The sequence below is a fragment of the Streptomyces sp. NPDC127068 genome, from assembly GCF_042724695.1.
Lineage (GTDB): Bacteria > Actinomycetota > Actinomycetes > Streptomycetales > Streptomycetaceae > Streptomyces.
In genome coordinates, this window is record NZ_JBHXEN010000027.1 from 39,316 (window position 1) to 53,039 (window position 13,724).

General features: G+C 71.0%; 7 protein-coding genes. 5 read left to right on the forward strand and 2 right to left on the reverse strand.

The window, feature by feature from the left end; all coding sequences use genetic code 11:
- Positions 1 to 56 precede the first annotated feature (56 nt).
- Both ACFWIA_RS18620 and polA read right to left on the reverse strand, forming a co-directional pair.
- Positions 57 to 1,904: a lytic transglycosylase gene (locus ACFWIA_RS18620; protein ID WP_387006148.1), complete on the reverse strand. Its 1,848-nt coding sequence runs from the start codon at positions 1,902 to 1,904 to the stop codon at positions 57 to 59.
- An 838-nt stretch (positions 1,905 to 2,742) separates the two neighbouring features.
- Positions 2,743 to 5,469: a DNA polymerase I gene (gene polA, locus ACFWIA_RS18625; protein ID WP_387006151.1), complete on the reverse strand. Its 2,727-nt coding sequence runs from the start codon at positions 5,467 to 5,469 to the stop codon at positions 2,743 to 2,745.
- A gap of 137 nt (positions 5,470 to 5,606) precedes the next feature.
- On the opposite strand from polA, the gene ACFWIA_RS18630 reads away from it, so the two are divergent.
- From ACFWIA_RS18630 to ACFWIA_RS18650, 5 genes are all read left to right on the forward strand, one after another.
- A complete protein-coding gene (locus tag ACFWIA_RS18630; RefSeq protein ID WP_387006154.1) occupies positions 5,607 to 7,886 on the forward strand; it encodes an FdhF/YdeP family oxidoreductase in 2,280 nt (759 codons plus the stop codon).
- A gap of 91 nt (positions 7,887 to 7,977) precedes the next feature.
- On the forward strand, positions 7,978 to 8,445 hold the full coding sequence (locus ACFWIA_RS18635) for a PaaI family thioesterase (protein ID WP_387006156.1): 468 nt from the start codon (positions 7,978 to 7,980) through the stop codon (positions 8,443 to 8,445).
- Between the two features lie 1,185 nt (positions 8,446 to 9,630).
- Positions 9,631 to 10,854: a branched-chain amino acid ABC transporter substrate-binding protein gene (locus ACFWIA_RS18640; RefSeq protein ID WP_387006274.1), complete on the forward strand. Its 1,224-nt coding sequence runs from the start codon at positions 9,631 to 9,633 to the stop codon at positions 10,852 to 10,854.
- Positions 10,855 to 10,989: 135 nt separating this feature from the next.
- Positions 10,990 to 11,922: a branched-chain amino acid ABC transporter permease gene (locus ACFWIA_RS18645; RefSeq protein ID WP_385485452.1), complete on the forward strand. Its 933-nt coding sequence runs from the start codon at positions 10,990 to 10,992 to the stop codon at positions 11,920 to 11,922.
- On the forward strand, positions 11,919 to 13,724 hold the full coding sequence (locus tag ACFWIA_RS18650) for a branched-chain amino acid ABC transporter permease (protein WP_387006159.1): 1,806 nt from the start codon (positions 11,919 to 11,921) through the stop codon (positions 13,722 to 13,724). Before ACFWIA_RS18645 ends, ACFWIA_RS18650 begins: the two co-directional genes overlap by 4 nt.

Genomic DNA, 13,724 nt, shown 5'->3' on the forward strand with positions numbered 1-13,724 from the left:
TGCGACGCCCCCGCGTCCGTGGTGCCGGTGGACGCGGGGGCGGGCGGGGCAGCGGATCAGGTCGCGGGCGGGGCCTCGACCTTCAGTTCCACCGTGAGCGTGGCGCCCCCGGCGGTGGCGATGCGCAGCAGGAAGGTGCCGACGGCCTCGTCGGCGTGCAGCTGCGGCAGCCGCAGCAGTCCGTCCTTGTCGGTGACGAGGCCGGTGAGGGTGCGCACGGGCTTGCCTGCGGCGTCCTTGAAGTGCGGGCCCTTGTCGTTCGGGGTGGCGTCCTCGGCCGACGTGACCAGGGTGGCCGAGGCCGCGACGCGGGCGGCGGCAGCGCCCTTGTAGGTGGCCTTGACCTCGACGGCGTCCGCGAACTGGGCGCCGGGCACGCAGATCAGTTCCTTGTCGCCGGTGCGGACGAGGGCGTCGGCCTGGCGAGCGGTCACGGTCACCGGAAGGTCGGTCTGCACCGCACGCCCGACGAGAGCGGCGCGCACGAGGAAGCGGCCGACCTTCTCGCCCGCCACCAGCGCCGGCGCGGTGGCGATGCCGGCCCGGTCGGTGAGGACGGTGGCGACGCGCTCGCCACCGGGGAAGGTGGCGTCGGTGTCGCCGACGAGACTGAAGCGGACGCGCACCTTGCCCACCGGATCGCCCGACTTGTTCTGCGCACGGACCTTGGCGGCGTGGGCGAAGGTCCCGCCCGCGGTCGCCGTGAGTCGCCCGCCGCTCGCGTTCGCCAACCGCTTCACCGAGTCGGTCGGGGTGGAGGTGGGCGGGCTCGTGGGCGGGGTGGTCGGAGGTGTCGTGGGCGGAGTCGTCGGCGGAGTCGTGGGCGGGGTGGTGGGCGGGTCGCTCGGATCGGCACCACCGGGCGGCTTGGTGGGGTCGTCGGGGTCGGGCGACGGGGTCGGACCGGGCTTCGAAGGGCTGCGCGGCTTGTCGTTGTCGCCGTTGCCGCCGTTCTTGTCGTCGCCGTTGCCCTTGTCGTCGTCGCCGGAGCGGGGGGTGGACGAACCCGGGCGGTTGCCCGAGCCGTCGCCGCCTCCGCCGCCGGAGCCCCCGTCACTGCGGTCCCGGGGCACGGAGCCGGAGCCGTCGGGAATCTCGTGGGTGCCCTCGCGGTAGTACTCCAGCCACGACAGCACGGTGTTCGCGTACTCGGTGGACCGGTTGTAGCTGAGGATCGCCGCGCGGAGTTGGGGCGCCTTCGTGAGGTCCCGACCGCCCGCGCAGAGGTAACGTCCGGCGGCGAGCGCGGCGTCGTAGATGTTGTTGGGGTCGCGCTTGCCGTCTCCGTTGGCGTCGGCGCCCCACCCCTGGCCGTCCGGTCCGCCCTGACCCCAGGTGGAGGGGATGAACTGCATCGGTCCGACGGCGCGGTCGTACGTCGAGTCGCCGTCGAACGCCCCGTTGTCGGTGTCCGAGATGTTCGCGAAGCCGTTGCCGTCGAGGACGGGACCGAGGATCGGGGACGTCGTGGTGCCGTTGCCGTCGACCTGGCCGCCGCGGGCGTGGCCCGATTCGACCTTGCCGATCGCGGCGAGCAGCTCCCAGGGGAGGTTGCACTGCGGTTGGGAGGAACGCAGCGAGGATTCGGCCCGCTTGTAGGCGTCGAGCACGGTCGCCGGTATACCCGACTCCGATCTTCCCCCGTTGGCCGTCTCACCGGCAGTGGGCGGTACGGCCGGGCTCTTGAGCGGCGGCAGTTCGGTGTAGTAGGGCGAGTCACCGGTGGCCGAAGGGTCACCGCCCTGGAAGCCCGGTGCGTTGTCGGCGGACTGGAGCCCGGACGCCGAGTCGGTGACTCCTTGCGCACCGGGTGCGCCCGACGCGGACAGTGCCGCCACGGCCAACGCCGCGACGGCGGTGGTCGCCGCTCCCTTGCACAGCCTTCTGCCGAGGTACGCCGCCATTGAACCAGTTCTCCTCTCCGCCGCTGACAGATCCCGCGCGCGCGGTCCCTCACGCACGCTGTGACCCTACGGCAACTTCCTGTTCGGAGACATGGGTTCACACCCGAATTAAGGTGATTGATTCACCTATGGGGGATGGGCGGATACGGAGCCCGGCGGTAGGCGTTCCCCGTCGGAGACCGCTCACCGGATTCCACGCGGCGGACGCCCCGTCAGTTCCACGCCGGGACGAGCAGCGGCCCGCCCCGAGCGCGGTACGACCGGCAGACCGTCTCCCCCGAGCCCCAGTCCCCTCAGCCCCTCCAGGCCATCAGGCCATCAGGCCCAAGCATCCAAGCGCCCCGTGCCTCCGCCGGGCCCCGCGGGTTCAGCCCGTACGACGCGGTGGGCGGTTCCGCGTGCCGCTCCGGCGAAGGCGCCGGGCGAAGGAGTGCGGCAGGGCGGCCGCCCCCGGCGGCCAGCGGAAGGCGGTCGGGGACGCGCGGCGAACACTCGCCGCCGCACACCGCGCCCCGGTCCCGCGCGCCCTCCCCCACGGCCGCAGCGCGCGCAACCGACGCGACCACGACGAAGCCGCCCCACCACCCGAAGGCGGTGGGGCGGCGAGATCCCGTTCCCGGTCGGCGCGGCGCAGCACCGCGGACCGCGCGCCCTCGGCGGCGGCACCCACCGCGGATATCGGTGCCAGCAGCACCGCCACCGCCGTGGCGACCCCCGCGGTGAGGCTCGCACGCAGGTTGAGACCCATGCACGGCATCCTCGCGGTGCGGCTCCCCGGTGTCCCGGGGGCGCGGTCCAAGCGGGTGACCCGCCCCGGTGCGGCCGGCGGCCGGGGCCGTCAGTGCGCGGCGGACTCCCAGTCGCTGCCGGACCCCACGGACACGTCCAGCGGGGCCCGCAGCCGCACCGCGGCCGCCATCTCGCGGCGGACCAGTTCCTCCAGGGGTTCCCGCTCCCCGGGCGCCACCTCCAGGACGATTTCGTCATGGACCTGGAGGAGCATGCGCGAGGTCAGCCGGGCCTCCTGCATCGCTCGGTCGACGTTCAGCATGGCGATCTTGACGATGTCCGCGGCGGTGCCCTGGATCGGTGCGTTCAGGGCCATGCGCTCGGCCATCTCACGGCGCTGGCGGTTGTCGCTGTTGAGGTCGGGGAGGTAGCGGCGACGACCGAACAGGGTCTCCGTGTAGCCCGTGGCGCGGGCCTCCTCCACCACGCGGTGGAGGTAGTCGCGGACTCCGCCGAAGCGCTCGAAGTAGGTGTCCATCAGGGCGCGGGCCTCCGCCGCCTCGATGGTGAGCTGCTGGGAGAGGCCGAACGCCGACAGTCCGTACGCGAGGCCGTAGGACATGGCCTTGATCTTGCGACGCATCTCCGCGTCCACCGCGGACCGCTCCACCCCGAAGACCTGCGAGGCGACGGTGCTGTGCAGGTCCTCGCCGGAGGTGAACGCCTCGATGAGGCCCTCGTCCTCCGACAGGTGGGCCATGACCCGCAGTTCGATCTGGCTGTAGTCCGCGGTCATCAGGGACTCGAAGCCCTCGCCGACGACGAACCCGCGACGGATCGCGCGGCCCTCGTCGGTGCGGACCGGGATGTTCTGGAGGTTCGGTTCCGTGGAGGACAGCCGTCCCGTGGCCGCCACGGTCTGGTTGAAGGTGGTGTGGATGCGGCCGTCCGCGGCGATCGTCTTGATCAGGCCCTCGACCGTGACCCGCAGCTTCGCCTGCTCGCGGTGGCGCAGCATGACGACGGGCAGTTCGTGATCGGTCTGGGTGGCGAGCCAGGCCAGGGCGTCCGCGTCGGTGGTGTACCCCGTCTTGGTCTTCTTGGTCTTCGGCAGGTCGAGCTCGCCGAAGAACACTTCCTGGAGCTGCTTGGGCGAACCGAGGTTGAACTCGTGGCCCACCGAGGCGTGGGCCTCCTTCACCGCCTGCTGGACCGCACCGGCGAACATCTGCTCCATGGATTCGAGATGGGCCCGGTCGGCCGCGATGCCGTGCCGTTCCATCCGTGCCAGCAGCTCCGAGGTGGGCAGTTCCACGTCCCGCAGCAGGTCTGCGGCGCCGACCTCCGGCAGCCGCACCTCGAAGGCCCCGCCGAGGTCGAGGACGGCCCGCGCCTGCACCATCAGTGCGTCCGCTTCCGCCTGCTCGTCCGCGCCGAACGCCAACTGGCCGTCGGCCGCCGACGCGGGCGCCAACTCCCGGCCGAGGTACTCCAGGGTCAACGCGTCGAGCGCGAAGGAGCGGCGGCCCGGCTTCACCAGGTACGCGGCGAGCGCGGTGTCCATCGTGATGCCGTCGATGCTCCAGCCGTGCTCGGCGAAGACCCGCATGACGTTCTTGGCGTTGTGCAGCACCTTCGGGGCGGCGGGGTCGGCCAGCCAGGCGGCGAAGGCGTTCTCGTCGGCCTGGTCGAGCTGGGCCGGGTCGAACCAGGCCGCCGCCCCGTCCGCCGCGGCGAGCGCGATCTCGGTGACCGTGCCCGAGCCGAGCGACCAGGTGTCCACCACGGCCAGGCCGAGGGGCCGGCCGCCGTGCTCGGCGAGCCAGGGGGCGACCTCGCCCGTGGCCAGCACCGTGCCGTCGACCTCGACGCCCGCCTCGACCACCGGCTCCTCGGCGATCGCTCCCGGGTCCACCGCGAGCAGCCGCTCCCGCAGCGACGGATTGCGGATCTCCAGCGTGTCCAGGACCATCGCCACGGCCGTGCGGTCGTAGGGGGCGCGGGCCAGCTCGGTGACCGTGCGCGGCAGTTCCACGTCCCGGGTCAGTTCGGTGAGCCGGCGGTTCAGCTTCACGGCGTCCAGGTGGTCGCGGAGGTTCTGGCCGACCTTGCCCTTGACCTCGTCGACGCGTTCCACCAGCTCCGCGAACGAACCGAACTGGTTGATCCACTTCGCGGCCGTCTTCTCGCCCACTCCGGGGATGCCGGGCAGGTTGTCGGACGGGTCGCCGCGCAGGGCGGCGAAGTCCGGGTACTGCGCGGGCGTCAGGCCGTACTTCTCCTGGACCTTCTCCGGGGTGAACCGGGTCAGCTCCGACACGCCCTTCGTCGGGTAGAGCACCGTGGTGTGCTCGCTGACCAGTTGGAACGAGTCGCGGTCGCCCGTGACGATCAGCACCTCGAAGCCCTCGGCCTCGGCGCGCGTCGCCAGGGTCGCGATGACGTCGTCGGCCTCGAAGCCGTCGACCGCGAAGCGCTCCGCGTGCATCGCGTCGAGCAGTTCGCCGATCAGCTCGACCTGGCCGCGGAACTCGTCGGGGGTCTTCGAACGGTTCGCCTTGTACTCGGTGAACTCCTCGGAGCGCCACGTCTTGCGGGAGACGTCGAACGCCACCGCGAAGTGCGTGGGCGCCTCGTCACGCAGGGTGTTCGCCAGCATCGACGCGAAACCGTAGATCGCGTTCGTCGGCTGGCCCGTCGCGGTGGTGAAGTTCTCCGCGGGCAGCGCGAAGAACGCGCGGTACGCCAGTGAGTGCCCGTCCATGAGGAGCAGCCGCGGTCGGTCGCCGTCCGCGCCCGCTGCCGTCCCGGTCTTCTTCGATGCTGTCTCTGCCACGCCCCCGATCCTGCCACGCTCCACTGACAGCGGACTCCGCCGCCGCCCGCCGCCGGGGCCCTGTCACACCCCCGTGGGAGGATCGGGGGGCCGTGATCACCGCGGCGACCGGACCCGCTGCTCGACGAGGAGCCGAGATGGCCAGCAAACCGCCCCAGAGCGACCCGGTGCAGGACTCCCCCGAGGTGTCCCCGCCCCCGCACTCGGCGGCCGGGCTGCCCGGCATCGGCCACGGCCTGCGCGCGGCGCAGCAGCAGATGGGGGTGCGGCGCGCCGCACTCACCCTGCTCCGGGTCAACCAGAAGGACGGCTTCGACTGCCCGGGGTGCGCCTGGCCCGAGCCCGAGCACCGGCACGCGGCCGAGTTCTGCGAGAACGGGGCGAAGGCCGTCGCCGAGGAGGCGACCCTGCGGCGGGTCGCTCCCGCGTTCTTCGCCGCGCACTCGGTGGCCGACCTCGCCGAGCGCAGCGGCTACTGGCTCGGTCAGCAGGGGCGCCTCACCCACCCGATGTACCTGGCCGAGGGCGCGGAGCACTACGAACCGGTCGGCTGGGACCGGGCCTTCGCGATCGTGGCCGAGGAGCTGAACGCCCTGGGCTCGCCCGACGAGGCCGTCTTCTACACCTCGGGCCGCACCAGCAACGAGGCCGCGTTCCTGTACCAGCTGTTCGTCCGCGAGTTCGGCACCAACAACCTCCCGGACTGCTCGAACATGTGCCACGAGTCCTCCGGCTCCGCGCTCACCGAGACGCTGGGGGTCGGCAAGGGCAGTGTGCTGCTGGAGGACCTGTACCGGGCGGACCTGATCGTCGTCGCCGGGCAGAACCCGGGGACGAACCACCCGCGGATGCTCACCGCGCTGGAGAAGGCCAAGGCGTCCGGCGCGAGGATCATCACGGTGAACCCGTTGCCCGAGGCCGGCATGGAACGGTTCAAGAACCCCCAGACCCCCAAGGGCCTGGCGAGGGGCACCGCGCTCACGGACCTGTTCCTCCAGATCCGCATCGGCGGCGACCAGGCCCTGTTCCGGCTGCTGAACCGACTGCTGCTCGACGCCGAAGACGGCGTCGACCGCGCGTTCGTCCGGGAACACACCCACGGGTACGAGGAGTTCGCGGCGGTCGCCCGCAGCGCCGACTGGGACGAGACGCTGGCCGCCACCGGGCTGGAGCGCGGCGCGATCGAGGAGGCGCTGCGCATGGTCCTCGCCTCCCGGCGCACGGTCGTGTGCTGGGCGATGGGCCTCACCCAGCACAAGCACTCCGTCCCCACCATCCGCGAGGTCGTCAACCTCCTGCTGCTGCGCGGTGCGATCGGCCGCCCCGGTGCGGGCGTGTGCCCGGTGCGCGGCCACTCCAACGTGCAGGGCGACCGGACGATGGGCATCTTCGAGCGCCCGGCGCCCGCCTTCCTCGACGCCCTGGAGCGGGAGTTCGGCTTCGCGCCGCCGCGCGCCCACGGCTACGACGTGGTGCGGGCGATCCGCGCGCTGCGCGACGGCGACGCGAAGGTCTTCCTCGCGATGGGCGGCAACTTCGTCTCGGCGTCCCCCGACACCGAGGTCACCGAGGCGGCGATGCGGCGCGCCCGGCTGACCGTGCACGTCTCCACCAAGCTCAACCGTTCGCACGTGGTCACCGGGGCCCGCGCGTTGATCCTCCCGACCCTCGGACGCACCGAGCGCGACCTCCAGGCGCACGGCGAGCAGTTCGTCACCGTCGAGGACTCCATGGGGATGGTGCACGCCTCCCGCGGGCGCCTCGCCCCGGCGGGCCCGGAGCTGCTCTCCGAGCCGGCCATCGTGTGCCGTCTCGCGCGCGCCGTCCTCGGCGGCCGGAGCAGCACCCCCTGGGAGGAGTTCGCCGGCGACTACGCCACCGTCCGCGACCGCATCGCCCGGGTGGTCCCGGGCTTCGAGGACTTCAACGTCCGGATCGCGCGGCCCGGCGGCTTCACCCTGCCCCACGCACCGCGCGACGAGCGCCGTTTCCCCACCGCCACCGGGAAGGCCAACTTCACCGCCGCGCCCGTCGAGTACCCCCGGGTGCCCGCCGGTCGGCTGCTGCTCCAGACCTTGCGCTCCCACGACCAGTACAACACCACCGTCTACGGACTCGACGACCGTTACCGGGGCATCAAGAACGGTCGCCGCGTGGTGCTGGTGCACCCCGAGGACGCCCGGACGCTCGGCTTCGCGGACGGGTCGTACGTCGATCTGGTCAGCGAGTGGCGTGACGGGGTCGACCGCCGGGCACCGGGGTTCCGGGTCGTCCACTACCCGACCGCCCGGGGGTGCGCCGCCGCGTACTACCCGGAGACCAATGTCCTCGTCCCCCTCGACTCGACCGCCGACACCAGCAACACGCCCGCGAGCAAGTCCGTCGTCGTCCGACTGGAACCGTCCACCACCGCCTAAGCGTTCGCTCAGTCGACCTGATAGAACGGGTCCGGCGTGTCAGGTGCACCCGACACGCACGGACGTGGACGAATCCGAACGGAGTGGACCCGTGGGCGAACAGCAGGCCGTGAAGTTCCCGCAAGAGGTCATCGACGAGTACGCGAGCCTGGGCGTCGACCTGCCGTCCCTGTTCTCGGCCGGGCACCTCGGCACCCGGATGGGCATCGAACTCGTCGAGGCGTCCGCCGAGCGCGTCGTCGCCACCATGCCCGTCGAGGGCAACACCCAACCGTACGGACTCCTGCACGGCGGCGCCTCGGCCGTGCTCGCGGAGACCCTGGGATCCATCGGTGCGATGTTGCACGGCGGCGCCGGCAAGATCGCGGTGGGCGTGGACCTCAACTGCACCCACCACCGCGGCGTGCGCTCCGGCGTCGTCACCGGCGTGGCCGTCCCCGTCCACCGGGGCCGTTCCACCGCCACGTACGAGGTCGTCATCACCGATGCGGAGGACCGGCGGGTGTGTACCGCCCGTCTCACCTGCCTGCTCCGCGAGGCGGGCACCCGGGCGAGCTGACCCGGGACGGCCCCGGAGGACGCCGCCGCGGGCAGGCGACTCCGGGGACGGGCCGGGTGACCACCCGGTTCCCCCCTCCAGGGGCCACCTTGTCCACCATGCGGACAGCGCGGCGACCCGTCCACCCCTGCGCACGGCGGCTTTCGACGCTCCGGGCCGGTCGGCCCGTCGCCCCCTCGACCCCGGTCACCCAGCGAGACGCCCACCGCCCCCCTGACCGGCCCGTTCCCCCGGTGCGGACGCCCCGTCACCCCTCGTGCCGTGCAGGCCGTACGCACCGGCAGCCCCTCCGGCGCACCCGCCCGCGGGAACGACCACGACCCCGTAGCGAGCCGGCCCGCCACGCACGGGCCGCTCCCACCGGCCGGTGGGCCCCCTCGGGCACCGCGCCGCGCACCACCAGGTGCCGCCCGGTGTTCGCGTCCGGAAATCGGGCACCCCAGCGGCCCCGGGATCAGCCCGGACCAGGGCGAACCACCCCACCGCGCCCGCTTTCCGCCCGCACGACACCCGACGAGCACTCCGATGCCGTGCGGGCGCGGCGGTGACGCGCGTCAAGCCCCCGACCGGGACGCCGCGTCGCCGCAGCCCGCTCCGGCAGTCACCGGACCGGCGCGACGCGGCGGGCGGACGACCCGTTCAACATTCACAGGAATCCCAGAAACCCTTCTCCGTATCACCATCGATTCCCTCCGTTGCCGGGAAAGCCCGGACATCACACACCCCAGGAGCGGACATAGAGGGACGTTCACTTCGAACTCCCACTGAATACCGAACCCTCCTCGGAAAACTTCACGCTACGTAACACGGAAGCAATACTCGTTGAACATCTCAATGTTAGCGGCATCTAAATTATCGATCATTTCCGGACGGTCAAAACGATCATCAAACGCCCCTTCTCCGGCACCCACCGCACCACCAAGCGGAAGTGCGGACTCTCAGAATGTGGACCACACGGAGAAACCGCCGAAGCCATCCGAACGACAAGGAGCGGAATCGTAAATTCCGGCCCGTCATAACAAGAGAGTCACAAGCGCGCCCACGCCACTGCCCCGGGCCGGGGCTCAGGCTTAGAGTCACCGCCAGTCACCGCTCCATCGGGAGTTCGGTACCAGCCCGGCATTGTTCCGACCCAAACAGGGACGGACCTGTCGGCGGAAAGGACTGATTGTGCGACAGCGCTCTTTGCTGATACTCACCTCCGTTCTCACCACCGGAGCGCTCACCCTCACCGCTTGTGGATCACGCGACGACGGGGGCTCCGGAGACGACTCAGGCGGCGACACCACCCTCACCATCGGAGTGGACGCGCCCCTGTCCGGCGAGAATTCCGCCACCGGACTCGGCATCCAGTACGGCGTCAAGATCGCCATTGACGACGCGAACAAAAAGAAGCTCGTCCCCGGCGTGAAATTCGTACTCAAAGCACTTGACGACAAGGCCCAGCCCGCCACCGGTCAGCAGAACGCCTCGGCCCTCGTGGGGGACGAACAGGTCGTGGGCGTGGTCGGCCCGCTCAACTCGGGCGTCGCCCAGACCATGCAGCAGGTGTTCGCCTCCGCCAACCTGGTGCAGATCAGCCCCTCCAACACCGACCCCGCCCTGACCCAGGGCAAGGACTGGCAGAGCGGCAACAAGAAGCGCCGCTACCCCACGTACTTCCGCACCGCCACCACCGACGCCCTCCAGGGCGGCTTCGCCGCGGACTACGCGTACAACGGGCTCAAGAAGAAGAAGGTCTTCGTCGTCGACGACAAGCAGACCTACGGCGCCGGCCTGGCGAAGATCTTCCGCGAGCAGTTCAAGAAGCTCGGCGGCACCGTCGTCGGCACCGACAGCGTCAACACCGGCGACAAGGACTTCGGCGCCCTCGTCACCAAGATCGAGGACGCCAAGGCCGACCTCGTCTACTACGGCGGCCAGTACGACGAGTCCCAGCTCATCACCAAGCAGTTGAAGGAGGCCGGGGCGAAGATCCCGCTCTTCGGCGGCGACGGCATGTTCACCCCCACCTACATCGAGACCGCCGGTGGCACCTCCGAAGGCGACCTCGTGACCTCCGTCGGCGTGCCCGTCGACACCCTCCCCGCAGCCAAGCAGTTCATCGACACCTACAAGGCCAAGGGCTACAAGGGCGACTACGGCACCTACGGCGGCTACTCCTACGACGCCGCCACCGCCATCGTCAACGCCGTCAAGGCGGTCAAGGAAGCGAACGGCGACAAGCTGCCCACCGGGGACGACCTGCGCAAGAAGGTCGTCGAAGAGGTCGGCAAGAGCGACTTCGAAGGCATCGCCGGCAAGGTCTCCTTCGACGAGTTCGGAGACACCACCAACAAGCAGCTGACCGTGTACCAGGTCAAGGGCGGCAAGTGGGAAGCCGTCAAGACCGGTACCTACAACGGCTGACCCGCCCGCACCACGACCCCCGCACCACCAGACGGCACCGGTTCCGCCCAGGGCCGCGCGGCAGGCAGATCCCCACCGCGCGGCCCCTCGTCTGGCCCCGCCCTGCCCACCCCCAGTGACCATGGAGGCCACGCGGTGAACACTCTGCCGCAGCAGCTGGCCAACGGGCTGCTCCTCGGCTCGATGTACGGGCTGATCGCCATCGGATACACGATGGTCTACGGCATCGTCCAGCTGATCAACTTCGCGCACGGCGAGATCTTCATGATCGGCGGCTTCGGCGCGCTGACCATCTACGCCTACGTCCTGCCGGCCGGCACCTCGATCTGGGCGGCCCTGCCGCTGATGCTCATCGGCGGTGGACTCTTCGCCGTCCTCTTCGCCGTGGGAGCCGAACGCTTCGCCTACCGCCCCCTGCGCGGAGCACCACGGCTCGCCCCCCTCATCACCGCCATCGGCCTCTCCCTGGCCCTCCAGGAAGTCGTCCGCAACTTCTACCCCCGCGCCGACAAGCCCCGCGTCTTCCCCGAACTCGGCGGGGGCAGCTACGAGATCGGCACCCTCACCGTCACCAACGCCGACGTCTTCCTGATCAGCATCGCCGCCGTCTGCATGACCTCCCTCGCCCTCTTCGTCCGGCGCAGTCGCACCGGACGCGCCATGCAGGCCACCGCGCAGGACCCCGACACCGCGCAGCTCATGGGCATCGACACCAACCGCATCATCGTGATCGCCTTCGCCATCGGCGGATTCTTCGCCGCGGTCGCCGCCGTCGCCTACGGCTTCAAGTACGGTCACGTCGAGTACCGCATGGGCTTCATCATGGGCCTCAAGGCGTTCACCGCCGCCGTGCTCGGCGGCATCGGCAACATCTACGGCGCCATGCTCGGCGGAGTGGTGCTCGGCATCGCCGAAACCCTCGCCAGCGCCTACATCGACGGCATCCCCGGCATGGAACAGCTCGGCGGCTCCAGTTGGGCCAACGTCTGGGCCTTCTGCCTCCTCATCCTCGTCCTGCTGTTCCGGCCCCAGGGCCTGCTCGGCGAGCGCGTCGCGGACAGGGCGTGACCACCATGACGACCACCCCGCGCACCACCGCGCTGCTGCCGCTGCCGACCCCCGCAGCCCGTGCCCTGGTCCTCGCCGGCGGCCTGGCGAGCACCGTCTCGCCCTTCCTCGCCTGGACCTGGACCAGTAACTTCCCCGGTGACCTCACCGTCTACGGGTACCCCGGCGGGCTCCAGTGGATGACCCTCATCGCCGGCGTGCTCACCGCCCTCTACGCGCTCGCCTCCTACGGCGTGCCCGGCGTGCGCCGGCTGAACCCGGGTGGCGGCGACGCCCCCCTCGCCCTCACCGCACTCGGCCTCTTCGCCACCACCTGGTTCACCGTCATCGCGATCGCCGTCACCCTCGGCGGCCTGGCGAACCTCGAACCCGGGGCCTACGTCGCCGCGGTGGCCGCCGCCCTGCCCCTGATCGGCGCACTGGCCCTCCCCCAGCAGGCGCCGCCCCCCGCCGACGGCACCGCGGCACGGACCGCCGCGCTGCGCCCGCTGGTCAAGAAGCCCGACCGGATACCCGCGCCCTCCCCCCTCGCGCCCTGGGTGCAGCGGGCCGTGATCACCCTGGTCGCCTTCGCCGGACTGGGCGTCTTCACCTTCGGGGTGGACACCCCCTCCGAAGAGGGCGAGACCTTCATCGGCTACCTGATCGTGGTGGTCTTCGGTATCTGGGCGCTCAGCACCGCCGGGATCGTCGACCGGCTTTCCCGGCTCGCCGCCGACAACCGCGCCTTCACCCTGGCCATGGGCTTCGCCGCGGCCATCGTCTTCCCGTTCACCCAGACCAACGACCACTACGCCAACATCGGCGTCAACATCCTCATCTTCGGCACCGTCGCCCTCGGCCTCAACATCGTCGTCGGCCTCGCCGGACTCCTCGACCTCGGGTACGTGGCCTTCCTCGGTGTCGGCGCCTACGCCGCCGCCCTGGTCTCCGGCTCCGAGTTCTCCCGCTTCTCGGGGGTGCAGTTCCCCTTCTGGGCCGCCGCCCTCACCGGCGCCGCCGCCTCGTTGATCTTCGGCGTCCTGATCGGCGCCCCCACCCTGCGCCTGCGCGGCGACTACCTCGCCATCGTCACCCTGGGCTTCGGGGAGATCTTCCGCATCGCCGTCAACAACCTCGACGGCGAATCCGGCCCCGACATCACCAACGGCCCCAACGGCATCCCCTCCATCCCCGACCTCACGATGTTCGGATTCGACTTCGGTGAGAGCCACCAGGTCGCCGGCATCACTCTCGGTCGGTTCGCCAACTACTACCTGCTGATGGTCGTGATCATGGCCATCGTGGTCCTCGTCTACAACCGGGCCGCCGACTCCCGCATCGGCCGGGCCTGGGTCGCCATCCGCGAGGACGAGACCGCCGCCACCGCCATGGGCATCAACGGCTTCCGCGTCAAGCTCATCGCCTTCGCCCTCGGCGCCGCGCTCGCCGGGCTCGCCGGCACCGTCAGCGCCCACGTCACCTACAGCGTGGTCCCGAACCCCTACCAGTTCGCCGGGTCCACCCCGCCCAACTCCGCGTTCCTCCTCGCCGCCGTCGTCCTGGGCGGCATGGGCACCGTCAGCGGGCCCCTGCTCGGCGCCGCGCTCCTCTACCTGCTGCCGGAGAAGCTCGTCTTCCTCCAGGACAAGTCCCTGCTCGCCTTCGGCATCGCCCTGGTGCTCCTCATGCGCTTCCGCCCCGAAGGCATCATCGCCAACCGCCGCCAGCAACTCGAATTCCACGAAACCGGGCAACTCGACGTCCCCGATCGAGGGCTCGAACCGGGCCCCGGCGCGCACACCACCAAGGCGGGGGCGTGA

What these genes read in the sequence shown, in the direction of transcription:
- ACFWIA_RS18630 (WP_387006154.1), top strand. Translation starts at nt 5,607, where the DNA reads ATGGCCAGCAAACCGCCCCAGAGCGACCCGGTGCAGGACTCCCCCGAG.
- ACFWIA_RS18620 (WP_387006148.1), bottom strand. Translation starts at nt 1,904, where the DNA reads ATGGCGGCGTACCTCGGCAGAAGGCTGTGCAAGGGAGCGGCGACCACC.